At 42.4% G+C, this 25,584-nt stretch carries 18 protein-coding genes; 14 read left to right on the top strand and 4 right to left on the bottom strand.

Features of this window, described 5'->3' with window-relative positions; translation table 11 throughout:
* Positions 1-56: 56 nt before the first annotated feature.
* The gene (locus ACFI6L_RS09740) at positions 57-1,058 is read right to left on the bottom strand and encodes a LacI family DNA-binding transcriptional regulator (protein ID WP_014947876.1); all 1,002 of its coding nucleotides are present in this window, start codon (positions 1,056-1,058) and stop codon (positions 57-59) included.
* A 328-nt stretch (positions 1,059-1,386) separates the two neighbouring features.
* On the opposite strand from ACFI6L_RS09740, the gene ACFI6L_RS09745 reads away from it, so the two are divergent.
* From ACFI6L_RS09745 to ACFI6L_RS09785, 9 genes are all read left to right on the top strand, one after another.
* Positions 1,387-2,406: an aldose epimerase family protein gene (locus ACFI6L_RS09745; RefSeq protein WP_039225898.1), complete on the top strand. Its 1,020-nt coding sequence runs from the start codon at positions 1,387-1,389 to the stop codon at positions 2,404-2,406.
* A 172-nt stretch (positions 2,407-2,578) separates the two neighbouring features.
* Positions 2,579-3,634 (top strand): UDP-glucose--hexose-1-phosphate uridylyltransferase, encoded by a 1,056-nt coding sequence (locus tag ACFI6L_RS09750; protein ID WP_039217401.1) that lies wholly within the window; start codon positions 2,579-2,581, stop codon positions 3,632-3,634.
* Entirely contained in the window at positions 3,627-4,766 is a 1,140-nt protein-coding gene (galK, locus tag ACFI6L_RS09755) for a galactokinase (protein ID WP_462573888.1), read from the top strand. The genes ACFI6L_RS09750 and galK overlap by 8 nt, the downstream gene beginning before the upstream one ends.
* Positions 4,767-5,122: 356 nt before the next feature.
* A complete protein-coding gene (locus tag ACFI6L_RS09760) occupies positions 5,123-6,685 on the top strand; it encodes a sodium/sugar symporter (protein WP_462573889.1) in 1,563 nt (520 codons plus the stop codon).
* A 267-nt stretch (positions 6,686-6,952) separates the two neighbouring features.
* A complete protein-coding gene (locus tag ACFI6L_RS09765) occupies positions 6,953-7,537 on the top strand; it encodes a single-stranded DNA-binding protein (RefSeq protein WP_462573890.1) in 585 nt (194 codons plus the stop codon).
* 149 nt (positions 7,538-7,686) lie between these two features.
* Positions 7,687-9,030, top strand: coding sequence for a site-specific integrase (locus ACFI6L_RS09770; RefSeq protein WP_294413228.1), 1,344 nt, complete (start codon positions 7,687-7,689; stop codon positions 9,028-9,030).
* Positions 9,020-10,627 carry a site-specific integrase gene (locus tag ACFI6L_RS09775; protein WP_462573891.1) on the top strand — a complete coding sequence of 536 codons (1,608 nt, stop codon included), beginning with the start codon at positions 9,020-9,022 and terminating at the stop codon, positions 10,625-10,627. The genes ACFI6L_RS09770 and ACFI6L_RS09775 overlap by 11 nt, the downstream gene beginning before the upstream one ends.
* Entirely contained in the window at positions 10,620-12,863 is a 2,244-nt protein-coding gene (locus tag ACFI6L_RS09780; protein ID WP_150141067.1) for a hypothetical protein, read from the top strand. The genes ACFI6L_RS09775 and ACFI6L_RS09780 overlap by 8 nt, the downstream gene beginning before the upstream one ends.
* 2 nt (positions 12,864-12,865) lie before the next feature.
* Positions 12,866-13,363 (top strand): hypothetical protein, encoded by a 498-nt coding sequence (locus ACFI6L_RS09785; RefSeq protein ID WP_150141069.1) that lies wholly within the window; start codon positions 12,866-12,868, stop codon positions 13,361-13,363.
* Between the two features lie 119 nt (positions 13,364-13,482).
* On the opposite strand, the gene ACFI6L_RS09790 is transcribed toward ACFI6L_RS09785, so the two are convergent.
* Positions 13,483-16,230 (bottom strand): DUF5666 domain-containing protein, encoded by a 2,748-nt coding sequence (locus ACFI6L_RS09790; protein WP_226434614.1) that lies wholly within the window; start codon positions 16,228-16,230, stop codon positions 13,483-13,485.
* Positions 16,231-16,721: 491 nt separating this feature from the next.
* On the opposite strand from ACFI6L_RS09790, the gene ACFI6L_RS09795 reads away from it, so the two are divergent.
* The 5 genes from ACFI6L_RS09795 (at position 16,722) to ACFI6L_RS09815 (ending at position 21,598) form a co-directional block, all read left to right on the top strand.
* Positions 16,722-16,913 carry a DUF5348 domain-containing protein gene (locus tag ACFI6L_RS09795; protein ID WP_150141098.1) on the top strand — a complete coding sequence of 64 codons (192 nt, stop codon included), beginning with the start codon at positions 16,722-16,724 and terminating at the stop codon, positions 16,911-16,913.
* 27 nt (positions 16,914-16,940) lie between these two features.
* Positions 16,941-17,504: a recombinase family protein gene (locus ACFI6L_RS09800; RefSeq protein WP_150141100.1), complete on the top strand. Its 564-nt coding sequence runs from the start codon at positions 16,941-16,943 to the stop codon at positions 17,502-17,504.
* Position 17,505: 1 nt separating this feature from the next.
* Complete coding sequence (locus ACFI6L_RS09805; protein ID WP_150141102.1) at positions 17,506-17,946, top strand: hypothetical protein; 441 nt, start codon at positions 17,506-17,508, stop codon at positions 17,944-17,946.
* Positions 17,943-20,117, top strand: coding sequence for an AAA family ATPase (locus ACFI6L_RS09810; RefSeq protein ID WP_226434090.1), 2,175 nt, complete (start codon positions 17,943-17,945; stop codon positions 20,115-20,117). Before ACFI6L_RS09805 ends, ACFI6L_RS09810 begins: the two co-directional genes overlap by 4 nt.
* 194 nt (positions 20,118-20,311) lie before the next feature.
* Positions 20,312-21,598 (top strand): alpha/beta hydrolase family protein, encoded by a 1,287-nt coding sequence (locus tag ACFI6L_RS09815; protein WP_462573893.1) that lies wholly within the window; start codon positions 20,312-20,314, stop codon positions 21,596-21,598.
* A 73-nt stretch (positions 21,599-21,671) separates the two neighbouring features.
* Here ACFI6L_RS09815 and ACFI6L_RS09820 read toward each other — a convergent pair whose 3' ends face one another.
* Both ACFI6L_RS09820 and ACFI6L_RS09825 read right to left on the bottom strand, forming a co-directional pair.
* A complete protein-coding gene (locus ACFI6L_RS09820; protein WP_462573894.1) occupies positions 21,672-23,801 on the bottom strand; it encodes an alpha-galactosidase in 2,130 nt (709 codons plus the stop codon).
* 309 nt (positions 23,802-24,110) lie between these two features.
* Positions 24,111-25,565, bottom strand: coding sequence for an SLC5 family protein (locus ACFI6L_RS09825; RefSeq protein WP_462573895.1), 1,455 nt, complete (start codon positions 25,563-25,565; stop codon positions 24,111-24,113).
* Positions 25,566-25,584: the final 19 nt, after the last annotated feature.

The raw sequence follows: 25,584 nt of genomic DNA on the forward strand, positions 1-25,584 counted from the left end.
CCCGCCATAGGCGGGTATTTTTTTGGTCTATTAATTTCTGAAAGGAAAACGAACAGCTAAACCCTAACCATTGAATCTCGTTTTACTACTGTAGGAGTATATTTAAAGGTAAGCCCATCTTCTGGTTTGCTTCCCGATGCATACTTCAATGCAAGTTCCGCCGCTTTTGCTGCCATCATTTCTACTGGATAACGCAGAGTCGTTAATTTAGGACGACAGTACTTTGCTAACAGCACATCATCGTACCCCATCACAGATACTTGTTCTGGAACTGAAATACCATGATCTTGCAGCATGGTCATAGCACCAGATGCCATAGCATCGTTATAAGCCAAAACAGCAGTGAATTTTGCACCAGTAGCAAGCAAGTTTTGCATTGCCAGTTCACCACCTTCCTGATCGGGCGTAGCATACTCAATCATGCTTTCAGGCAAGCTTAAATTCGCATTGTTAACCGCGTTTCTAATCCCTTCGAGGCGATGATTAGGATCGTCTATGCGATACTGACTGCTTATCACCGCGACATGTTCATGGCCTTGGTTGATGGCATATTCCGCCATAAGGCGACCACCGGTTACGTTATCAAGCCACACACAACGATTTGCTATCTCTGGTATATAGCGGTTAATTAATACAAAGCCTGGAACTTGGTTTGCAAAACCGATCAGGGTCTCGTCATCAAGTGCTTTGCTGTGCACTACCATGGCTTCTACTCGATGCTCTAGCAGTGTTTCAATAGCGCGAAGTTCAGTCTCTTTTTCAATAGAGCCGGCACTTAATAAAATTTGAACGTTATTTTTACGGGTAATGGACTCCACACCGTGGGCTAACATAGCGAAAAATGGGTCGTGGAGCTCAGCAATGACAACGCCTAAAGATGCGCTACGTTTGGTTACAAGTGCCCGCGCATTAGCGTTGGGACGATAACCCATTTCTTCCATGATTTTTTTGACACGCTTGCGAGTATCATTGCCCACTTTAGGACCATTATTTATAACCCTTGATACGGTCGCTAATGAAACGCCAGCGGCTTGGGCGATATCTTTTATTGTTGCCATTTTCTTTCAAACTTCGTTTTATTGCGTGGAGTGTCGATTGACCTGATTGCCATAGCGTACATTATATTTACAAAAAAAGATAAAATTCTAACGCTTAGCTTGTGGTGTCTTTCACGGAGCTGAGATGCATTAGAGAGATGAAGAGCGTTAGATTACCTAAGTGGTTTTACCTTCTATGATTGTTAATCAAACCGCTGTAAAAAAGAATGGAAAACGTATAACCTCCTAGGCATTCTGAAAGATTGCATTATTCATTAATGTATAAAAAATGTGTGGTAGGTTGGAACGCGTCAGTTTACTAAGCACGTCTTAAGGTAAAAATTTTGTTATGAAAATAAATGTATCTGCATTTGGTGAAGTTGAAGGCGAAGTTATAAACGCCTTTACGTTAACTAACGACAACGGCATGTCAGTTACCTTGCTTAACTACGGTGGAATTATTAAAGAAATTCACTTCCCGAATGCAGAAGGTGAATCGGTAAGTTGTGTCCAAACTTTCGAGACTCTACAAGACTATATAGATGACCCGAGCTATCGCGGTGCGATCGTAGGACGCTACGCAAACCGAATTGGACATGGCTCGTTTGCGTTAAATGGAACAGAGTACACCTTAGATAAAAATGGCGGTGAACATAATCTACACGGCGGCCTAGCTGGGTTTCATAAGAAGGTTTGGGCGGCAAGCGTCCAAGAGACGGCGGACAGTGTGGCTGTAACATTTACCTTAACTAGTCCCGATGGGGAAGGCGGCTTTCCCGGTACTGTTAATGTAGAGGCATGCTATTCCCTTGATCAAAACAACGAGTTATCTCTTGTGATCACCGCAAATACAGACAAAGAAACCCCGCTTAGTTTCACGCAGCATGCTTACTTCACGTTGAGCAACGACCCGCAAGTGGGTAATACATTGCTACATATAGATGCTGACAAAGTCACGGACGCAGATAGCACCTTGCTGCCAACTGGAAAACTGGTCGAAGTTGCCAACACTCCCTTCGATTTCACGAAACCTACAGCAATAAAAGAAAGGGCAGAGCAATCTAATTCCCATCCATTATTTGATAGGGTGGGAGGCTACGACCACAACTATGTACTCCGTGATACGCCTGAGCATACCCCACAAGCAACCGTAAAGGCACTTGATACTGGTGTTGCTATGTCGTTATTTACTAACTTGCCGGGTTTGCAGTTTTATACTGGCGGGTTGAAAACCGACGATCAGCTTGGTGCCTTGTGCTTAGAACCACAGCATTTCCCGGATGCACCCAATAAGCCCGAGTTTCCAAACTGTTTCGTAAAACCCGGGGAAACCTTCAAAGCAAGTATGCGATACAAGTTCAGCGCATAGAAATCGTTATGTAGTAACAAAAGAAAATTATTTGTTATCAATTTAACAATTAATTTTCTTTGTTACGCAATTGATAAACGTAGAAGCTTGCTATATCATTATCAGGGTAAACGTTTAACCCTATTTAATGTTGCGCATTAGAGCGTAGCAGGCTAATTCAGAGAGAGTGATTATGGGAACCCCTTTCGACCCTACCAACGATCCACATCGCCGTTACAACCCTTTGTTGGGTGAGTGGGTGTTAGTGTCGCCTCACAGAGCGAAGCGCCCTTGGCAGGGAGCCTCAGAAGAGCCAAACAACGAACAAAAGCCATCTTACGACTCTACGTGTTATTTATGTCCAACAAACACCCGCGTGAATGGTGAAGTTAACCCTGATTACAAAGGTACGTTTGTTTTTCAAAACGATTTTGCCGCCCTTAAGCAAGATACAGAACAAGCCAGTGAGAAAAAGGGGCTGTTTCAGTTCGAAACTGAGCAAGGCTGCAGTCGTGTTATTTGTTTTTCCCCTGATCACAGCAAAACGTTACCTGAGCTTTCCGATGAAGAACGCGTAGACGTAGTCAACACGTGGAAAGCACAAACCGCTGAACTTGGTGAAATCTATCGCTGGGTACAAGTTTTTGAAAACAAAGGCTCAATGATGGGGTGTTCAAATCCTCACCCTCATGGTCAAGTATGGGCGCAGCAGCATGTGCCTACCGACCCAGCGAAAAAAGTCGTGCAGCTACAGCAATACTTTGGTGAAAACGGCACGCCTATGCTGTTGGACTATGCCGAACAAGAAGTAGCGAAGCAAGAGCGAGTCGTGTGTCAAAATGATGATTGGGTTGTAGTTGTACCATACTGGGCCGCTTGGCCTTTTGAGACGCTACTGTTACCCAGATTTGACGTGCAATCTATGCACATGCTCTCGGATTCTCAGTCGCTATCTCTTGCTAAGATCATTGGCGAAATTACAGCGAAGTACGACAACTTATTTGAAACGTCTTTCCCATACTCTATGGGATGGCACAGTGCCCCATTTGATAGTGAAGCGCACCCTGAATGGACGCTACATGCGCATTTCTTCCCACCACTTCTGCGCTCAGCAAGTGTACGCAAGTTTATGGTTGGGTACGAAATGATGGCAGAGGCACAGCGAGATTTGACCCCTGAACAAGCGGCAGACAGATTAAAAGCACTATCCACAGTGCACTATAAGAAACGTGAGAATGCGAATGGATAATCAAGTACTTTCTTCTAATTTTGAAACGCATTACGGCGAAGCGCCAGCGTTAATCGCACATGCGCCGGGTCGAGTGAACATTATTGGTGAGCATACCGATTATAACGAAGGGTTCGTATTTCCGGCTGCAATCAACTTTGGAACGTGGGTTGCGGCAACAAAGCGCGCAGATAATGACATCGTGGTTACCGCGATGGACTACGAAAATCAGCAAAACCAGTTCTCGTTGTCAGACATTAACTATGACGAAGAACAAGGGTGGGCAAACTATGTTCGCGGCGTAGTGAAAGTACTTAAAGAGGCCATTCCAGATTTTGGCGGCGCTAACTTATTGGTTACGGGCAATGTGCCACAAGGCGCTGGGTTAAGCTCTTCGGCATCTTTTGAAGTGGCTATATTAAAAGCGTTAAGCGCGCTGTATGAGTTGCCCCTCGATGGCGTACAGGCTGCACTGTTAGGGCAGAAAGCCGAGAATACGTTCGTAGGCTGCTCATGCGGAATTATGGATCAGTTAATCTCTGCTATGGGTAATGAAGGCATGGCAATGCTGCTTGATTGCCAGTCGCTAGCCATTGAGCATTCACCACTACCAGACTCGCATCAAATCGTTATCATCAATTCGAATGTTAAACGTGGTTTGGTTGACAGTGAATACAACTTGCGTCGTCAGCAGTGTGAACAAGGCGCGTCGTTATTGGGTGTGGCATCGTTGCGCGAAGCAACTATGGAAATGCTAGAAGGCGCTAAAGCACATATGCCAGAGGTGGTTTATCGCCGCGCGAAGCATATTGTTACCGAAAACGCTAGAACACTGGCAGCAAGCCAGGCATTAAAAGCTGGCGACATCGAAACGGTTAGTGAAGCCATGGCGCAATCTCACATCTCCATGCGTGACGATTTTGAAATTACCGTTCGCCCAATCGATTACTTGGTTGAGATCATTGGTGAAGTGCTGGGTAAATCGGGTGGTGTTCGCATGACTGGCGGTGGATTCGGCGGCTGCGTAGTGGCCCTTGTACCTACCGACAAAGTTGAAGCGGTGAAGCAAGTCGTGGCCGACAAGTACTCTGATGAAACAGGGTACAGTGCTGATATTTATGTGTGTACGGCTACACAGGGCGCGTTCGCCTAATTATCGATTTAAATACAGCCTTTATGCACAAACCTCTCCCCTTTCTAAACAATCCTATTCTTTAGAATTGTTTGTGTCCCTTAAGCCGCATCCATTGGTTGCGGCTTTTTTTTACAAAAAGTGCACATTTCTAGTTAAAAAAAGTAAACAAAGTGTGATACTAATACTACCCGCAATAACGCGATAAGTTTAACGGTGAGTTTTTCACCCATTTATGATTTATTGTGCTTTGCGAAACGCGTTTTAATAACGTGACACTGGTGTGGCAACAACCAATATAATAATAAAAACAATTTTTCACCTGTGTACCCTGCATAACAATCGCCGCACCCAAAATAAGAACTTTGGGAAAAACTATGAAATTAGCATCAATAGATATCACGTTGTTCGTGGTATACGTCGTCGCGCTTGTCGGAATTGCGTGGTGGGTTTCTCGCGAAAAGCAGGGTCATCAAAAAGACACAAATGATTACTTTCTAGCGGGCTCAAGCTTGCCATGGTGGGCAATTGGCGCATCACTCATCGCTGCCAATATTTCTGCCGAACAAATCATCGGCATGTCGGGGTCAGGTTACCAGTTGGGGCTTGCCATTGCGTCTTATGAGTGGATGGCCGCCATTACGCTGCTTATTGTCGGCAAGTTCTTCTTACCTATCTTTCTTAAGCATAAAATTTACACCATGCCTCAATTTCTTGAGCAGCGATATGACCATCGCGTGCGCAAGGTAATGGCAATATTCTGGCTAGGTGTTTATGTTTTTGTAAACCTAACTGCTGTGCTGTGGCTAGGTGCATTGGCCATCAATACCATCGCGGGTGTTGATATGGTTTACGGTATGATGTTTTTAGGCCTTTTCTCGCTAACCTATTCACTTTACGGCGGTCTGAAAGCGGTAGCACTAACCGACATTATTCAAGTGGTGCTATTGGTTATTGGTGGCTTGTTCCTGTCGTATACGGCGTTAAACCTAATCAGTGACGGCAATGGTGCCATCCAAGGTTTTGTTGACCTTACTAACAAGCTCCCTGAGAAATTCGACATGATTTTGTCAGAAGACAACCCGCACTATATGGACTTGCCGGGCATTTCTGTATTGATTGGCGGTATGTGGATCATGAACCTGTCGTATTGGGGCTTTAACCAGTACATCATTCAGCGCACGTTGGCGGCAAAGAGCGTTCAAGAAGCGCAAAAAGGTATTGCGTTTGCGGCTTTCCTAAAACTGCTAATGCCTTTAATTGTGGTTTTGCCAGGGATTGCAGCAGTGCTAATTGTGCCAGACTTAGCTAAACCGGACCAAGCTTACCCAAGCCTAATGACGCTAATGCCTGTTGGCCTTAAAGGTATTATCTTCGCAGCCTTGGTGGCGGCGATTGTGTCCTCGCTAGCGTCGATGACAAATAGCGTTTCTACTATTTTTACCATGGACCTTTATAAAGATAAGCGTCCAAACGAGTCGCAGCAGCATTATGTGAAAGTGGGTCGTATCGTAAGCTTGGTCGCGATTATCATTGCTATGGTGGTGGCCAAGCCGCTGTTGGGTAATTTCGATCAAGCATTTCAGTATATCCAAGAATTCACGGGCTTCTTTACACCAGGTATCTGCGCGTTGTTCGTTTTAGGTATGTTCTGGAAGAAAACCACAGCAAACGGTGGTCTGTTAGCTGCATTAGGCTCATTTGTTTTAAGCATTGTGTTTAGACAGTTCTGGCCTGAACTGCCGTTTATTGACCGTGTTGGACTTGTGTTCCTGCTTTGTGTTGCTTTAGCTGTGGTTGTTTCTCTGCTAGAGAAAAAAGGTGTCAGTGAAAATGCTGTCGACCTAAACGAAGTGCAGTTCAAAACCACAAGCGGATTTAATGTGGCATCTATCGCTGTAGTTATCCTTACAGCGGCGTTTTACATTACGTGGTGGTAGCAGACAAGGAAGGGCGTTTTTAATCGCAACGCCCTTGCTAAAATTAGCTAAAAACAACGCGAAAGTTCAGAAGACGCTGACAATAAATTTTGTTAAGTTCTAGAACGTGTTGCAGTTAGTAACGTAAACCTGTGGTGAAAAACTTCAATTTTCCCTCATAAAATACGGTATACTAACCGGCTAATATTCGATGAACTTTCGCGCTTGCTGATGTCTTACTAAGAAGAGTTATACAGCAAGCCACTAAAAACGTTACAGGAGACATCAATGGCAACGAAAGGCGTTAATAAGGTTATTCTTGTTGGAAACCTTGGCAATGATCCTGAAGTTAGATACATGCCTAACGGAAACGCCGTTGCGAACTTAAGCCTAGCAACTAGCGAAAGCTGGAAAGACCAACAGGGTCAGGTTCAAGAGCGCACTGAGTGGCACCGCCTTACAATGTACCGTCGCTTAGCAGAAATTGCCGGAGAGTACCTGAAAAAGGGCTCGCAAATTTATGTTGAAGGTAAATTGCAGACGCGTAAGTGGCAAGATCAGCAAGGCCAAGATAAATACACCACTGAAATTATCGTAGACCAAATGCAAATGCTTGGCGGTCGCGGCGGTGACGGCGGTGGTGGTAACGGTGGTTACCAACGTCCTCAGAACAACCAAGGGGGTTACAACCAGGCGCCTGCACAAGGCGGTTATAACCAAGCGCCACAGCAAGGTGGTGGCCAGCAGGGCGGCTACAACTCAAACCAAGGTGGCGGCTACAATCAAGCGCCTCAGGGTGGCAATCAAGGTCAGCCAAAGAACCCACCAATGGCTGAGCCAGATTTTGACTTCGACGATGACATTCCGTTCTAACCAAAGACAAAAATAAGAATGTTGAAAAATTCTCTATAAAGCCGCTAATAAGCGGCTTTTTTAGTTTTATTAGAAAATTAATGTTGAAAAGTTAAAAATATATACTATATTACTTTATAACAAATGTAAATGTTTATTAGTGGGTGTTCATGAAAGTTGCTGTAAAGAAATTTAAAAGTGGAGAGCGCTACGCCTTTTTATTAGGAGAAGATGGCGTTCCCGATTTTTGGGTCACTCATTTTGTTACGCAAAAACTGCGAATGACTAAAGCTGCAACATCAATTGAGCAATACCTGAAAGACATTAAACATTTGAAACGCTGGGAGGAGATTAACGGTAGGGATCTGCTTGAGGAAATATATAACGGTAAAGTACCTAACCTTGATGATATTAATAAACTTAAAGAGCACTGCTCATATCAGGCTAAAGTGGTTAAAGATAAACCAGCAAGTAATGTGGTCGATATGGGAAAGTTTCATTTATCAAAATCACAAGACAAACCGACTATTGGTAAATCTCAATATATATCCCGTATAGCTCACATTGCAGAGTTTCTTCACTTTATAGGGCAAGAGAGAGTCAAGCATAAGCCAGCAGCCGCAGAACTTATGGAGGCGCTGGATAAGATGAAAACTCGACTTAAGAGTGGTAAGCCAAAAGGAAAATCGAAGAAAGTTTCCTTAGATAAATCTGGTATTCCAGATGATGTATTTGATGACTTTGTTGAGGTAGCTAAGCCTGATTCACATTACAACCCGTTTAAAAACCCAGTTATCAAGTTTAGAAACTATTTAATTGTTCAAGTTTTGTATGAAACAGGATTTAGATGTGCTGAGTTATTAGCGCTTCGAATTAGCGATATTGGAACAGATATTGACAATCCAGCATTGTCAGTTGTTAGAAGACATGACAGTAAGGATGATCCTAGGTTAAAAGAGCCAACAGCAAAGACCCTCGGCAGAGCTGTTTCTATTACAAAAGAGCTAAGAGACTTGTTAAATACTTATATAAAGGTTCATCGTGCGGATACGAAAGTAGCGAAAACACACCCATTTATTTTTGTTTCTCACAAAGATAAGGAGGGACATTACCAGTCTGGACAACCGCTCATTCAACAAACAATTAATGATGTATTTAAAAGCATTAAAGGTGTTAACCCTGAGCGTTTCTGGGCTATTACACCTCATTCTTATAGGCATTATTTTAATGATCAACTGTCAGATCAGATTGATGAGGAAAGAAGGGCTGTCAGGCAAGAAGTAAAACGATTGGAACAGGCGGGGTTGCATCAAGCTGCAAAGCAATATGCAGACGAAAATAAGATTACAAAGCAGCGAGAGCTGGAGATAAGAGCTGAATTAAATGGACATTCATCTCTTAAATCAGGTGAGATTTATCTCAAGCGAACTGCAAGAAAACAGGCACAAAGGATACGCCAAAGAATGCAATCGCGGATGAAGCACAAAACAGACGAGGGTTATCATGGTAGCTAAAGCAAAAAAATTACACGGCTCAAAAAGCGCTAGAACAAAGTCGGATAAGCGATACAGTAAAGCTAACTATGAATTTGATGTGTATGACGATCTTTGGCAATTAGATGCAAATAAGTCACTGAATTTTGATTTACTGGCCCCTCTAAATTTAGACCCAAAGTTCGAAATTAACTTCAAACTAGCCTTGGCTGACTATGCTTCAGAATTTTCGTCTTCTTATGCGTTGAATATATTCATGTTTAGCCGATTGCTTTTTGCAATTGGCGTGAGTGATGCTGTTCGAGAACAGCATATAGTGAATTTCAAAGCGACCCTGACTAAAAGCACTGAATACAAGCTTGGTTATATTCGTGCATTTTTACTGGACTGGCACGACAAAGAGATCAAAGGAGTTGATAAAAAGGCGGTTGAGTTACTTAACTCACTTAAACTTTCTGGTAATGAAAAAGGAAAAGCTGTTGCCTTAGGCTGCCCTTTTAGCGGAGCGTATTCATTTGAAGAACAAACAGCCTTTATAAACTGGTACGTGGATGCCTTTACTGAAAAGCAGATCTCGTTGACTGATTACGCCTTTATCATGGCACTACAACAAACGGGTGCCCGTCCTGTTCAACTCACTTATCTCTACTATGGAGATTTAATAACAAGGACTGAAGAAGGTGTTGAGCATTTTGATTTACAACTCCCAAATGCTAAAAAACGTGATGAACATTTTAGAGGCTCTTTTCAACTCAAGAAGGACACTGGTGAAGATTTAATGCTGGTGCTAAAAACGCAGGCAAATCAATCCATCAAGGCTGTTGAAACACAATTTGATATTAAATTGAAATCCAGCCAAAAGAACCAAATTCCTATTTTCCTCAATACACGAGAAATGTCTAAACTCGCTAGTTTTGATGAATTTGAACAGCTACAACAAAAAACGCCTGACTTATTGTGTATACGGATGAAAGGAGCAAATCCTTCTATTGGTGAAATGATCAGGCGTTTGTCTCGACTTTGCCCTTTAAAAACAACACGGATTAAGTTAGATGATGGGTTTGGTGATTTGCATATCAATCCCAGACGATTCCGCTATACCCATGCAACCAATATGGCAATGTTAGGAGCAAGCGATTATGCAATAGCCGAAGAACTAGGCCAGTCGGATACCCAACAAGTAAAAGTCTACACTGAGTTCAACGAAGCAATGGCTGACAGAATTGATGAAGCATTGGCATCTGATTTAACGCCATTGGCGCAGGCATTTTCAGGTACTTTAATAGATAGCGAAAAAGACGCAATTCGAGCCAATGATCCTCGTAGCCGAATTAATAACAATGATGGCAATCCTGTCGGAAATTGTGGCAAGTTTGGCTTTTGTGCTAATGGCACAATTCATTGTTACACCTGCAATAAATTTCAACCTTGGCTGAATGCACCTCATGCTGAAGTCCTGAAAAGTGTCATTTCTGAACGTGATCGAAAGCGTAAAATGGGTGCAAGTGAGCTTGTGTTACAAGGCCATAATCGAAGTATTAATGCAATCAAAGTAGTCATTCAAAAGTGTCATGTTAGAAAGCAAGAGCTAGAAAAAGAAGGGGCGTTAAATGTCTGATGTATTGGTATTTACACCGAAGCATAAGCTCGATTACCAGAAAAATTATGCGGACTTCATAGCATTCGCAAAAAATGACTTATCACTTTTTGGTGATCATGAATTTAATGCCCCTCTAGGAACTCAGAAAGGATGGGAATGTGATAAATGGTCTTGGGACACAGCAAGAGGAAAGAAGTTAACTATCGTATTTGGAAACAGTGTAAACCAATCCAAATATATACCATTCAAACAGCCATTTGCTGATTTTGCCAAAGCCTATGTACGTTATGAGCAGTCACTAAATCATAGAGACTCAACCGCTTGGGCTTCATCTTTAGTGTGGATCTATAATGCGCTAAAAGAAAACACGACTCTAAATGACAGATCTGATGTTGATATTATGCACCTCAATAACACATTGATAAATCGTGTTGAGGAGCAGATTAGGAACAGTAAATTAGGTGCTGGAGGAAAGCGCAATATTGGTCTGTCATTTGAAAAAATATTGAAGTTCATTAAGGACAAGCGATTCAAGCTAGATCTACAAGACTGGTCAAATCCTTTCCCTCGTCCATCTGATTCCAGAATTAAACTTGATGAAGACAGTCGTAAAGAAGAAGTGGAGAAATGCCCTTCTGACTATCAAATGCTTCAAGTGGCGGATGCCTTTCACAAAGCTAAAACACCTCGTCAAAAGTACTTCTCCAGTCTATGTGTAATGTTGATGTGCCAGCCGAGTAGAAATACAGAACTTAATGGTTTAACAACAAATTCATTACAAAGAAGTGAAAAGGGACGTTTATATCTAATGTGGCATCCTGCAAAAGGTGGAGATCCCGTTAAAAAGTGGGTGCCTAAACTACTAGAGGATGTCGTACAGCAGGCATTTGACAGACTTATTGATATTTCCGAACCCGCACGAACTGCTGCGAAATTTGCTCATGAAAATCCAGAAGTATTTTTAGTTCATAATGAATGCATTACACCTGCTGATTTTCCTCAAGATAAACCGTTAACATACAACCAATTCGCAAAAGCGATGGGATTTAAGACTGGTCTTGATTTTAAAGGGACACAGATGAGTTGGTCACATAATGGTGCAATAAAATGGTTGCGCAATTTGATAAGCCAACTTAATCATGTGACTGACTGGAAAAAGGACTTATTAAAAGGGGGTACAGTAACTCAAGACAACGAAATACTGACCAAACACACTCATAATCCAACTGGGGTAAGCATCGCGTTCCCTAGTTATAGAGATCTGCGCTCTGTTGTTGACCAAAAATATACAACAAAAGGCTTTCCCAATTATGGCGATGTCAAAATCTGGGACTGCATTACCTTAGTTCGAGAAAATGAGTTTCATAAAGAGTTTGATGTTAAGTCGTTTTCGTGGGTAATGGTGGGTCACGGATCTGTAAGTGACGCTATAGGTTCTGATAGACCCTCAGGAGAAAATCAAATTGAATCGGTTTTTGATGAATTGTCTATTACTGACGAAGACGGTTCTCGATTGCGGTTAAATACTCACCAACCTCGGCATTGGTTAAATACCAAGTTAAAACTCGCTGGTGAAGAAGATTGGTTGATTGCCAAATGGTCAGGTCGAGCGGATATAGAACAAAACAAAGCTTACGATGGTAGAACACAAGAACAGAAATCACGGCTAACGAAGCGCATAGGTCATGTAGTAACTGGAGAAGGTATCATGACGGTTGCTCAAGCTAATCAGTTTTTATCGCCATACACATCTGAGTCGCCACCTCCTGCAATCGTTTTACATGATTTAGGTTTACCCGTTTCTCTTAAATCACTCGGTATTAATAGGTCGGGTGTCGCTCAATTTACAGGGTTAGGTTACTGCGTTCACAACTATGCGGAAAGTCCATGTGTTAAAAATGGTGATTGTGCGGTCTGTAGTGACCATGAATGCCTCAAGGGACTGCCTAACACCCTAGAAGAGCTTAAAAACCTTGAGAAGCTTTATGAGGAGCAACTAGAGGATGCAATCGTTAAAGCAGGAGATAAAGTTTTCGGTGCTGATCGTTGGGTAACAGCTCTAGGTTTCAGGTTATCAAAGATCAAGACCATTATTACCATGATGGAAGACCCTAACACACCTGATGGGACACCTATCAGAATACCTGATGAATTAGACCCATCACCAGTCAAACGCTCACTCAATATTGATGAGCAAAATGTAATTCCTACTTTTGATCTCACCGCCTTAGCACTATCAGATATGGAGGAGTAATCATGGCTTTTGTAACAGACAACAAAGAAACAATACTTGGAATTATTGATGGTTGGAGTGGAAAGCTGACTTATGATCTTTTGTCAGAAAAACTGCAATCTGAATTGGGCTTAAAGCGCCCTCCATCACGCCATACATACACAAAACATGACGAAATCAAACATGCTTTTGACTTGAAGAAAGAAGAGTTAAGAAACAAAAAATCTGCTGCTATCGAAGAAGCCAAGTCTTTATTTGATAGTTCCGATAAATTAAGTCAACTCTTGGAAAATTTGGATAATGATGATGCAACCATCGCTGAGCTTATAAAGCGAGTTGAAAAACTTGAAAACGAGAACGAGAGGCTTAATTCAGAGAATACACGGTTAAGTACCCAAAACGATATTTTGCTCGAAAGGTTTGCTAGATGGCAACACAACCTTCAAAAGATGGATGGCGTTGATTTGAACAAGCTTGCGGTGAATATTGATAATGGACTACCTGCTAAAAACAGAGATTAACGAGTGTATTTTCAATACGAATAAGTCTTTATACCTCACGTTATAATATAAAAAGCCTGCAACTGGTATGCAGGCTTTTTGGGGAGTATTTAATTTAGAGGATTATTTGATTGAATGCACTAATCAAAAGAAACCTTTTCAGCAACAAGTATTCCATCTTCATTGACCACACCTTCAATTTCGACTGATACTCCATCAGCTAGGTCATCAATCGTACCATCTTCAAACTCTGTATCATCATTGGTTGTGATTTTCTGCTCTCCAATAGAAAAATCAGTCGCGGAAATAAACTCTGAAATAGTGCCTGAGACCTCGACTTCATTTTCATCGAATTCTTCAAATTCAACTTTAAACGCTACAATTGAACCGTCGCTGTTTGCATATCCTTCTACTTCAATTTCCACACCTAGCGCTAAATTTTCAGCCGTACCATCGTTAAAGGCAGTAAACTCATCTGTAATTACATGTTGTCCATCAATTTCGAAATCAGTTGCAGAAGTAAATACGGTAATAATTCCTTCAACTTCAACATCATCAGGCTCTTCAAATTCAACTTTTGTTGCCACGAGCGTTCCATTTTCATCGAGCACACCTTCAACTTCCAGTGTTACACCAAGTGCCAGCATTGAAGCGCTGCTGTTCTTAAACTCAGTTTCACTGTTAGTAGTTATAGATTGTTCGCCAATTGAAAACTCCGTTGCTGATACAAATACTGAGACAACGCCTTCCACTGATATTTCATCAGCTTCTTCAAACTCGATTTCATCAGCAACCAGAATGCCATCATTATTGATGTGTCCTTCAACCTCTACATGAACGCCTAAAGCCAAGCTTTCAACACTACCGTTATCAAATTCTGTATTAGCTGTCGTTGTGATGGCTTGCTCACCAATAGTAAATTCAGTTGCGCTTGTGAAACTTGTAATTTCACCTTCTATCTCACTTTCACGGTCATTATCATCTTCTGATTCAAACTCAATTTTTTTCGCGACTATCGTACCATCTTCTGCTTGATGCCCTTTAACTTCCACTTCAATACCTACAGCCAATAAATCAGGGTTGCCATCTTCATATCGTGTAAATAGGTTAGTGGTAATTGAGTGGCCGTTAACAGTAAAAGCCTCTATCGAGTCAAAACTATCTATGTTGCCTTTAAGCTCCACAAACGGCTCGGTATCACCTGAATCGTTTTCTTTTGACTCAATCTCAATTTCAAGTGCCAACAGCGAGCCATCATCTTGAGGGATACCTTCTACTTCAACTTCGGTATCGTTTGTTATAGCAGAGAAAAATTCACTTGAGGTTAGCTCTGAGCCATTTGGTGATTCAATCACACTAGCTTCCGTTACTTTAACTCTTACACCATTAACAGAAAACGTTGGGGCGCTAATATCTGATACTTTACCTTCCAACTCAGTCGTTTCCGTATCATCGTCAACTTCGTTGGCTGTTTTTTTACGTTTTATCTGACTGGCAAGCAGTTGGCCTTCGTTATCAAATGCCTTAATAGAAACCTTATCGCCAATTAAAATATCATCGATTCTAAAACGTCTTTCATCGTCTTCTGAGTCATCAATAAAACGCGTGTACTCATCAGTAAAAATTGTATTACCTAGAATAACAATCGAATTAGTATCTAGGTCGGTTGACTGAACAAGTCCTTCTATTTTAATTTCAGTGTCCTGCGCAATTCTGATTTCGGTTGCGACCAAGACTCCATCAACAATTGTGCCTCTAACGGCAATCTCGACACCATGGGCTAAATCCGAGCTTTGTCCCCCTTTGAAGATGGTTTCATTTGTAGTTGTGATGGCTTGGTCATCTACCACAAAGTCGGTTATTGACGTAAACACCTCAATTTCACCCTCAAAACCAATAAGCTGACCTGCTAAATCTGGCGCTTCTTCTACTTCAACTTCTGAGGCAACTAACACGCCATCAACAAGGTCTGTTTCTGATTCAACTTCGACTTCAACACCATCTAGTAACTCTCCCTCTACTGTAGCGTTAGAATAATCAATGGATTGCCCAGCAATGTTGAACGTCATTGTTACTGTATCAAGTTGCGATACCTCTCCAACTAATTGATATTCTTCTGAGCTATCGGATAACTCTATTCGGGTAGCTATGTATTGATCATCGCTGTTTTCGATAGCGCTAATTTCAACCCAGTTACCTATCTGAATAGCATCAAAAGTTACATCGTCAAACTCAGTTAAATCATCAATAAAGTACACTTGACCAAGCAGGGTAATGGTTTTTTCGGCTAAATTAATGCCTGTGACAGGACCTTCCGCACTTGCTTGGTATTCTATGGAAGACGCTTCTGCGCCATCACCATCGGCTCCAATATTTCCGTTTATGGTGACAACCATACCTATTTCTAACGCATCTTCAGTATCTGTTTCTCCGTTAGCGGTCACAACAGCTTGGTCTGTTTCGAACTTAACACCATTAATATAAACACTACCAAAACCTGTAATTACGCCAGTTGCCGTTACAGGAGCTGTATAATCAATGTTTACGCTCAGGGTTTGACCTTCTAAAACGGTTACAGTTTGTGACTGACCGTTGTTAAAGCTATAAGTGACTCCTTGAGTGGTAACACTGTTCACACTCAAAGTGTAATCGCCAGTAACTAGGTTCGATAATACTTCTCCTGTCGTTAATGACGTTGAGTAATTATTAGGGCCTGTTATCTGTATATCTGCCGATAAGCCTGATGGTAGTCCAGCGACAAGTACCTCAAGGTTTCCGTAGGCAGTCATGTCGATAGGATGAGAGTTAGTTTCGCTTGAACCTCCGCCACATCCAACGCTGGACAATACGATGAGTGATAGGGTTGATAGTTTGAATAAATTCTTCATGTTTCACCTATAAAATTGCAGGTAGAAAACATCGACAGACAAGGGATTTAAGTGAATTAAGCTTATCGATAGACTTTTTCTACAAACGAAAAAATGACATAAAAATTTATGTCATGACTGCCCGTGGACAGTTTACCAATAATGATAGGCGAAAATTTTAATACACCTATCATCGTTCAATATTTTCATAAAACCGTAAATGAAGCAACAAAAATATAATGCTAGCAACGAAGCTTAAGGCTTTTTCAAATTATTCTAAATCAGTCGTAAGTTAATTGAGATTTTGTTTTATTCTTCTCTTGCTTCTCTTGCTTCTCTTGCTTCTCTTGCTTCTCTTGCTTCTCTTGCTTCTCTTGCTTCTCTTGGTTTGAACTAAAGTTTATATTTACGAAAGGTTCATGAACTTAAATTTAATTTGCATATAAAGTTCATTTGAGTTGAGTTGTAAACTAAAGTTATAACTTTAGTTCAGTAAAAGTATGGAGAAAGTCATGAATCGTAGTTATCTGAATGAACTTGGAAGGTTTGAATGCGAAGGCGTTCAATTTACTAGTGGTGATGTGGTTGAAGTATTTGACGATGGTGAATGGAAGGTAACCAGAATCGAATATAGCGACAGCCAAGGCGGTTATTATTCTGTTGATGGATATGAATTACTTGGACGGCCTTTAAGGGCTGCTTAGGCTTGTTTATTCAATAAGGAGATCTAAGTGGCACAGATAGGGTATGCAAGGGTTAGCACTCAAGAGCAAGATCTTGAAGCTCAAGTTGAAGCGTTAGAACGTCATGGTTGCGAGAAGATATTTTCTGGTAAGCAAAGCGGTAACTCTTTGGATAATGTAAAAAAACTTGACGATCTTCTGGATTACATCCGTGAAGGTGATGTTGTATGCGTTACAAAACTTGATCGTTTGGGAAGAAGCCTAAAGGGGATCATGACTGCAATTGATGGTATTCATTCAAAAGGCGCTGCTCTTACAACACTTGATGGAGTTATTAACAGTGCGGACGATTCGCCATTTGGGAAAGCTGTTCTTCATGTTATTGCTGTTTTTGCTGAGCTGAACAAAAGCCTGATCATCAAAAATACCACCGAAGGTCGTGAACGGGCTATTGCTCAAGGAAAGCATATGGGCAGGCCAAAGACTATTCCTGATTCTGACAGGGAAAAGATCCGCAAATTAGTTCTGTCAAAGCAGAAATCCAAGAACCAGCTCTCAAAGGAGTATGGCGTAAGCAGAACTACGATAAGACGCATCGTGGAGGGCGGTTAAGATGAGTAAAGAAAGAGGTCAACGTAACAGAGATCTATTCCTAGGTTGGGTAGCTGAAATGAAATCGAAAGAGTCGCCTAATTGGTTGGATTATTGGCATGGTGATACCTTAAGCCCGAAGAAAATTGCCGATGAGCTTGGATTTGATTCCTCTGCATTTAAGGAAAAAAGAAACAAAAAGCTTTTTGACTTGTTGCAAGACCTTAAACAAGAACTTGCAACCTCAGGAGTCTACCAACAGCGCAAGGCTAATTTGCCTCTCGATAAAGAGGTAATAGATGTATCCAAAGGTACTGAAGAAGACATAAAGGACAGCGCCAAAGTTCGTGATCTCAAAAGGACAAATCGCAGGCTTCAAAATGAAAATGCCAAACTAGCTGCTGAGGTTGCCAAGCTATCAGAGTTTAAAGAAGTGTTGATTGAAATGGGCTTGTGGAAATGAAGAGTAGCGCTTATCTGGTAAGGATCACCAGAATATACCAATACCGCCCAGATAACGTGCGATTGGGGGCTGTTTTTGTTAATCACAACTTAGGGGCGCATCGCATTGAGATTCTGACTACCCAAGAAAAGCTGAATATTGACCCGAAAGTTGGACAGCAATGGAAAATCCTCAAAGAGCAAAACTTCAGTATCAGACAGCAGCAAGTCAGCACGGGGGGTTATGTTGATGTGTGGCGCTTTATGGAGCCGACACTAAAATGTGTTATGCCAGATAATGGCGTTGGATTTGTAACCTTTTTAAGTACAGAGAAAGGGTTTGAAGGCATAGGTAAGGTAAGCGCTCAATTCCTTTGGGAAAAGTTTAGAAGCGAAATATTTAACGTACTAGAACGTGATAAATATGCGCCTTACGAAAAAGACCAATCAAAAACAAATTTTCAAGCAGTTAGGGAAGTTTTGCTTAGTGACAAAGCGGCACATGGGCTTTGGCATGGCTACAAAGAGTATTCAAATCTAAAACATTCAGCGCAGTTGGTTGAATGGGAAATAGAAGCCCCTATTCAGCGACAATTATTCAGATTTGCCGATCAGGATGCTATCAATTTTCTTACCCAGAACCCATATCGGTTGTTTTCATTGGGGATGCGATTTCACAAGGTAGACGATATTGCACAAAAGCATTTCGGTATAAAACAGGATGATGAAATTAGACTGGTAGCAATCGTAGAACAAGCATTGAGATTATGGAGTGAACAGGGCAATACGGTTGCAGACTGGCAAGACATTAAACCGTCAGTTTCTAAGCTGTTGAACAAAGACCTGCGCTTAGTTACAAGGGCAAGCGAGCTAGATGGCGGTATCGTTGGGTTTGTTAAACAAAACAATCAATATTTCGTTTCAGGCAATTATATATTTGAGAAGACTATAGCCAAACGTTTTGGTAACCTCAGAAAATCAAACAACCGTTGGTCGAGCGAGTTGGAAGAAGCATTCAGAACCTCGTTCCCTGCCGATTGGCCCATTGAAAAAGCACAAGAACGTGCCGTAAGGACAGCATTAGTCAGTCACGTCTTTGCGCTAACTGGAGGAGCTGGAACAGGTAAAACAACAACTACTAAGCTGATTGTAAATGCTTATCAAAAATTAGGTTATACGATATACCCCGTTGCGTTATCAGGGAAGGCAGCTCGTAGGCTTCAACAATCAATCGGTTTTGAAACGAAGACAATAGCAAAACTGTTACGAGAAACTGATCTTGATACGGATAAAGCTGTACTGCTTGTGGATGAAGCCTCTATGTTGGATGCGTATACCATGTGGCGTTTGGTTACTTTGTTTTCTGATATGGTTCGAATCTTGTTAGTTGGTGATCCTTATCAGCTTCCACCGATTAATGCGGGTTTCATTTTAAATGATGTAATTAAAAGCGGTGTAATAAACCATGTGGAACTTGATGTCGTGAAACGACAGGGAGCAGATAGTAGTGTACCTGCATATTCCAATGCCATACGGCACGGCATAATGCCAGAGTCATTAACTACTACTGACATTACGTTCCAAGAATCAACGGGCGATATTCTGCAAGACGCAGTAACTGTGTATTCTGAGTATGACAACGCCATGATAGTCGCTCCTACCAACGATACGGTAAGAAAAGCAAACATCATACTGCAAGGTGTTGTGAACCCTAATAGCAAGCTTCTTGACCTTACGGATATGCCGATTACCAAAGGAAGCTATGACTTCAGAGAAGGTGACCCGATTGTTATTACCTTAACCAGTTATAAACACGATGTTCAGAATGGTACATTGGGGATCATAAAGAGTGCAGAACCTACTGATGAGTATGCTTGCTTAATTGAACTTGAAGACCTTGATGAAAAAGGTAACAAACGTTTGTTAGAAGTCGATTGGCAATTATTTGAATATATCGATCTCGCATACTGCTTAACCTTGCATAAATTGCAGGGGTCACAAGCTCCTAATGTGATTGTTTTGCTTGAACGAGGAAGGTTGCTTGATCGTAGTTGGTTGTATACGGCTGTGACAAGAGCAGAAGATAAAGTACATATTATTGGCAAGGAAACGGATTTTCGTTATGGTGTTAACAAACAAGGCGCAGTTGATACTCGTAAAACCGCCTTGGCAGAAATGTTGAAAAATGTTTAAATTTAACCGTAATTGGTAGAAAATAGCGCAGTTTATCTACATTGTTATTTTTTAATGTTTAAAAGTAAATTAGGGTCACTTGGCGAAAGCTATTGTTAGTAAAGGATGTTGCTACTGTACTGACCCTGAATTTATGTATTTTGTCTTAGATAATTATAATTTTGCCTGTTAATAACGAGAAAATTCCCCAAATTATGAAAACGTTATCCCTGCTTTTTGGCGGTGCTGTTCTGGTTTCAGCGACCGCGGCCATATCTCCTTCGGTATCAGCTGCTCAAACGCTTTATAAGCCGTTTCCAGCCGACGTAATGCCATCGTTAAGTGAGAAAGGTAACTATGATGTTGGCGTGAAGACAATCGAAGCGGCTTATCCTGCTAAAGTAAAAGACATTGCTGGTAATGAAGTCGAGCGATCACTTACTTTGGAGGTTTGGTATCCTGCAGCAAGCTCGGCTCAAAAGGCCACTTACATTAATGAAACAAGAAGTGGTCAGGTGTTTGAGGTACAAGCTGATGCAAGCCGTGATGCGCCTATTGCCGCTGCTGACACTGATTTTCCGGTAATTGTTATCTCTCATGGTTATACCGGTTACCGCACCCTTATGTTTTATTTAGGCGAACACCTCGCGTCTCACGGTTATGTAGTAGCGGCAATCGACCACACAGATTCCACAAACAAAGATGTTAATTTTGCAGAAAATCCGTATTCAGGTTTTCCAAGTACGTTATTAAATCGTTCACGAGACCAAGTTCTTACTTTGAACAGCATCAGCGGAAATACCTTTTTTAAAGAGAGTGTGGATGCAAGCAAAGCGGGAGTGATTGGCTATTCAATGGGGGGCTACGGCGCAGTTAGCACGGTAGGAGGATGCTATGCTTTTAACGACCAAACCGCTGCAACCTTCACTGGTACACAAGATCCTAAAACGGCGGCGTTAATTAAAGAAGCGCTTAACACCTGCGCAGGTGGCAAGGCCAGTAGCGAAGAAGCATTACCAGCCTGGAAAGCGGCGCTAGCACTTGCGCCATGGGGCGGGCAACATCAGCTATTTGATGTGCAATCGCTAAACAATATTAAAGTTCCTGTTCTTTATGTTGCTGGGGATAACGACGATATTTCTGGCTACGACGGTATAAAGTGGTTATTCGATAATACCGGCAGTAAAGAATCTAAGTTACTAACCATTAAGAATGCACGCCACAATGTTGCACCTCACCCTGCACCTAAAGAAGCTTATGGCAGTGAATTTGATTTGGGAAGTTACATTGAGCCGGCATGGGAAGTGCAAAAGCTTAATGCCATTAACGAGCATTTTGCGCTTGCGCTTATGAACTGCCATGTGAAAGGTTTAAAAGATGATTGTGAATACCTGAACGTGAGTGGCAGTAGTGCCCAAGTACCCGTAGATGGCAAAAAGCCAGAGCCTTGGAAAGGGTTTGACGATCGCTGGGCATTAGGCTTGGAGATGCAAAGCAAGTAAGCACCACAAAAAAGCGAGCAGCGGCGTAACACCGCTTAGCTCGCTTTAGCTTCTAGCTTTCGAGTCTCCAGCTCTATACCGCTTTAACGGTATAGATCAATGCAGTTTGTGGGAAGAGCACCGGCAGCTGCATACCGTATTTCATCAATACTTCGCCAGAGAATACTTGCCCTTCAGTTTGTTGCAAAATAGACGGGGTGTATTCTTTTAGCTTTTCAGGCCAAACACGCTCAATGGTGTATTGTTTGTTAGCATCAAGACCTGCAAAGTAGAAGCGGTTTGGCGTAGTGCGAACAGTTTCCATAACGCTGTTATATGCAAAAATACCTTCTTGCTTGTCTTTAGACACATAACCAAATTTTACGTTCATGCCGTCATCGTCCATGCGGAAAAGGTCGCCGCCGTGGGTGATATGACGATACTTTTTGTAAAGTGAAATAGCATCAGTAAGTACGCTTTGCTCGTGGTCAGTAAGTTCACGTGGGTCCATCTCTATACCCATATGGCCAAACAAGGCTACTGCCGAACGTATCTCAACAGGTAAGTGTCTACCCGTTATATGGCAGTCGCGCGGGCCAACGTGTGCGCCCATTACTTCAGCCGGGAAGAAATAAGAACAACCACGCTGAATATACAAACGGTCTAGTGCGTCGTTAGAATCCGACGTCCAGAAACGATCTGTGTGTGGCAAAATACCTAAATCTACACGGCCGCCTCCTGAACAACAGCTTTCTATCTCAATGCCTGGCTTCGCTGCCTTAACGCGGTCTATTAAGCTGTAAAGCGCAGCCATTTGACCATGCATCGCAGGTTTACCGTGAAGGTTGCCGGGGTGGTTTACGTCGCGGTTCATGTCCCATTTGATGTAGCTGATTTTGGGGTACGTCTTCAGTACATCAGTAATCACTTTATAAAGGTACTCAACCACTTCAGGGTTGGTTAAATCCAATACGTACTGATTTCTAAAAGGAACGTGAGGGTTATTCTCGGTTTGCAGCGCCCACTCAGGATGTGCGCGGTAAAGGTCGCTGTCAGGGTTTACCATCTCTGGCTCAAACCAAATACCGAATTCCATGCCAAGGCCAGTAACATGGTCAATTAGCCCGTCTAGTCCTTCAGGATAGATAGCTTCATCAACAAACCAGTCGCCAAGCCCTGCCTTGTCGTTTCTGCGCCCTTTAAACCAACCATCATCTAACACAAAGCGCTCAATGCCCAGTGGTGCAACTTTATCGGCTAAGGCTTTAAGTTCATCTTCGTTATGATCGAAATAAATTCCTTCCCATGTGTTGTAGTGCACTGGGCGAGGCTTCGATTCAGCACTGTGGTTTAGCACGTTGCTGCGAATGAAGTTATGGAACTGTTGTGATAGCGAAGAGAAACCTTCACAGCCATAGCCTGTGTAAAGCACGGGGGATGTATAGCTTTCGCCAGCGTTAAGTACCAATTCACCTGGAAATAATAACTCACCAAACTGCACATAGCTTCTGCCATCAGCCATAAGCTCGGCGCGAAGCTTGTGGTTTGCAGAAGCGCCAAGGTGATAGCCATAGCACTCACCGTTAAGTTCACCCGTGCCTTGAGGGAATGCAATCAGGCCAGGGAAGGTGTCGTGAGATGTTTTGCCTCGGCGATTTTCACGTACATAACTTCCAAAGAAGAGATCGTGATCTTTGGTTTGAAACTCTGCTGACCAGCGGCCTTCAAATGTTTTAATTTTACTTACGGAAGTAGGCAAGGGCAGGCTAGCGGCATTTAAGTAAGTTAAGTTGAGTGGAGTATCACCGCTATTTTCAATGCGAGAAACATACTTAACTACACTGGTATCTGCATCGAGTTCGGCAGTTGTAACAAGGCGCATGCCGCGATGCGTGTCTTCGGCAATAAAAGAGACAGATTGCGCGTTATGATTAACATCAACCAAGCTAAAGCCAGCCGACCATTGATCTGCATTGCCCGATACCTCTAGCCCTGGCTGACCTGTCCAACCTTCACCGTGAGTAGGTACTAGTGTAATCGGTGGCTCGATAACCGGCGCACATTTAGCTTCTTGACGTGTATTAAGAACACTTAGCATTTCTGGGGTGGTGCTGTCACTTAATGGCGCACCATAGTAAATAACCTTGGGCATACGACCTTGGCAGTCGAATATTAAAGTAGCCTTTTCGTTCGACAAACGAACGAATGATGTGAGTGACGACATAAAAACCTCATTTTACATGCCTAGATGTTTATAGCGCATGTTGTTAAAAGAAAAGATGACTGAAAAGTACAGAAGGAACATCCGTACGGTTTTATGGTTTTACAACGGTTTATCGAGCTTAATACCTGCTTTCTTGCACGGTCGTCGAGTAATTAAATCTGTTTCAATCACGCTTACAGAGTCTTCTCTCTGCTTTCATCTACTTCACAGCGTGTGGCGGAACAAAAGTAAGCAACAAACCGTACTTTTGCTCCGCCACAACCGTAGTAATCCTAGTTATCTGAACCAGCCAATATATGGCTGACCTTATTAGCCGTGTGCTTCTTCGCTCTCTATCAAACGACCACGCCATTCTGCCTTTTGCTTAAATACAACCCGATTTAAGACAAGGGCGAGGGCAATACAGCAAACCAATGTGACCAACATCAGGTGAATGTAGTGCAGGCCGAAAGGAGCGTGTACAAAGCTAAAGAAAGCGTATAGACCCACACCAAAGACAACTGCCGCTATTCCCGCGTTGGCGTTTACGTTATTAAATAGTAATCCAACAATAAAGATGGAAAGAATAGGCATACTTAACAACCCGAAAAGTTGTTGAAGCAGGTTGATGATGCTTTCTGCTTGCGCATACACAGGAACCATAACTAGCGATACAATAGTAAGCGCCGCGGTCACAAAGCCGCTTAAGCGCGCAACGTTTGGCTTCTTCTGAAAATACGCCTCGTGTATATCGCAGACATAAAGTGCAGTCGCAGAGTTGAGGTTACTGTTGTAAGTAGTGAGTACTGCTGCAGCGAGGGCCGCTGCAAATACACCTGATAGCCAGCTAGGTAAAACATCACCTACCAACGTACCGTAAGCGGCATCGTTGATATCGCCGTACAGCTTATACGAAATGATACCTGGAACTACGATAATGGTAGGAACAACGATAAAGCGGATGATCGCTGCAGCGTATACGCCTTTCTGTGCTTCTTTTAAATTAGGTGCAGCCATGGCGCGCTGAGTGATTACCTGATTCGTACTCCAGTAGAAAGTCTGGATAAACACCATACCGGTTAATAACGTGTGCCATGGTAGAGGTGAATCATTATCACCAATTAGGGTTAAGCGTTCGGCAGGTATGCCCGAGAAATCAAAATCGATTGCGAATAGTGTAAGAACGACAACAACAATCGCCATAGTCAAAAGCAATACGCCAGAATAGGTATCTGAAACTGCAACCGCGCGAAGCCCACCAAAGATAGCGTAGAAGGCACCAATCAATGCAAAAGCGGTGGCAACATACATAAGTGGAATGTCTACATTGAACATGTTAATCATGAAAAGCGAGCCGGTGTAGATTACGGCAGGCATGAAAATAAGGCTGCTACCTAGGAAGAAAAGAAGGCCTATTAGTGCTCTTATATGCTTGTTGTTATAGCGCATTTCCAGCAATTCGGTGGTTGTGGTGCACTGATAATGATAATAGACGGGAAGAAAAACTCGCGCGAGAATGATTAGGCCCGCCACCGCGGCAAATTCCCACCACGCAAGCAGTGCCATTTGGTTACCGTTCATCCCTACAAGTTGATCGGTACTTAAATTAGTTAACGTTATTGAGCCCGCGACGTATATCCATGTTAGTCCGCCGCCAGCTAAGAAATATTCTTTGTTTTCGTTGGCTTTACTATGCCCATGACCGCGACACTTTAAATAGGTAAGAAGCCCGATAAGTGCGGTGATGAAAATAAAAACGACAAGTTGGGTTAAGCTGCCTGACACGAAAAACTCCTCAGCAGAA

This window comes from Alteromonas sp. G4i35, assembly GCF_054960375.1.

Excerpts from the sequence above, each read along its gene's own strand:
- ACFI6L_RS09740 (WP_014947876.1), bottom strand. The coding sequence starts at position 1,058 with ATGGCAACAATAAAAGATATCGCCCAAGCCGCTGGCGTTTCATTAGCG.
- ACFI6L_RS09745 (WP_039225898.1), top strand. The coding sequence starts at position 1,387 with ATGAAAATAAATGTATCTGCATTTGGTGAAGTTGAAGGCGAAGTTATA.
- ACFI6L_RS09750 (WP_039217401.1), top strand. The coding sequence starts at position 2,579 with ATGGGAACCCCTTTCGACCCTACCAACGATCCACATCGCCGTTACAAC.
- galK (WP_462573888.1), top strand. The coding sequence starts at position 3,627 with ATGGATAATCAAGTACTTTCTTCTAATTTTGAAACGCATTACGGCGAA.
- ACFI6L_RS09760 (WP_462573889.1), top strand. The coding sequence starts at position 5,123 with ATGAAATTAGCATCAATAGATATCACGTTGTTCGTGGTATACGTCGTC.
- ACFI6L_RS09765 (WP_462573890.1), top strand. The coding sequence starts at position 6,953 with ATGGCAACGAAAGGCGTTAATAAGGTTATTCTTGTTGGAAACCTTGGC.
- ACFI6L_RS09770 (WP_294413228.1), top strand. The coding sequence starts at position 7,687 with ATGAAAGTTGCTGTAAAGAAATTTAAAAGTGGAGAGCGCTACGCCTTT.
- ACFI6L_RS09775 (WP_462573891.1), top strand. The coding sequence starts at position 9,020 with ATGGTAGCTAAAGCAAAAAAATTACACGGCTCAAAAAGCGCTAGAACA.
- ACFI6L_RS09780 (WP_150141067.1), top strand. The coding sequence starts at position 10,620 with ATGTCTGATGTATTGGTATTTACACCGAAGCATAAGCTCGATTACCAG.
- ACFI6L_RS09785 (WP_150141069.1), top strand. The coding sequence starts at position 12,866 with ATGGCTTTTGTAACAGACAACAAAGAAACAATACTTGGAATTATTGAT.
- ACFI6L_RS09790 (WP_226434614.1), bottom strand. The coding sequence starts at position 16,230 with ATGAAGAATTTATTCAAACTATCAACCCTATCACTCATCGTATTGTCC.
- ACFI6L_RS09795 (WP_150141098.1), top strand. The coding sequence starts at position 16,722 with ATGAATCGTAGTTATCTGAATGAACTTGGAAGGTTTGAATGCGAAGGC.
- ACFI6L_RS09805 (WP_150141102.1), top strand. The coding sequence starts at position 17,506 with ATGAGTAAAGAAAGAGGTCAACGTAACAGAGATCTATTCCTAGGTTGG.
- ACFI6L_RS09810 (WP_226434090.1), top strand. The coding sequence starts at position 17,943 with ATGAAGAGTAGCGCTTATCTGGTAAGGATCACCAGAATATACCAATAC.
- ACFI6L_RS09815 (WP_462573893.1), top strand. The coding sequence starts at position 20,312 with ATGAAAACGTTATCCCTGCTTTTTGGCGGTGCTGTTCTGGTTTCAGCG.
- ACFI6L_RS09820 (WP_462573894.1), bottom strand. The coding sequence starts at position 23,801 with ATGTCGTCACTCACATCATTCGTTCGTTTGTCGAACGAAAAGGCTACT.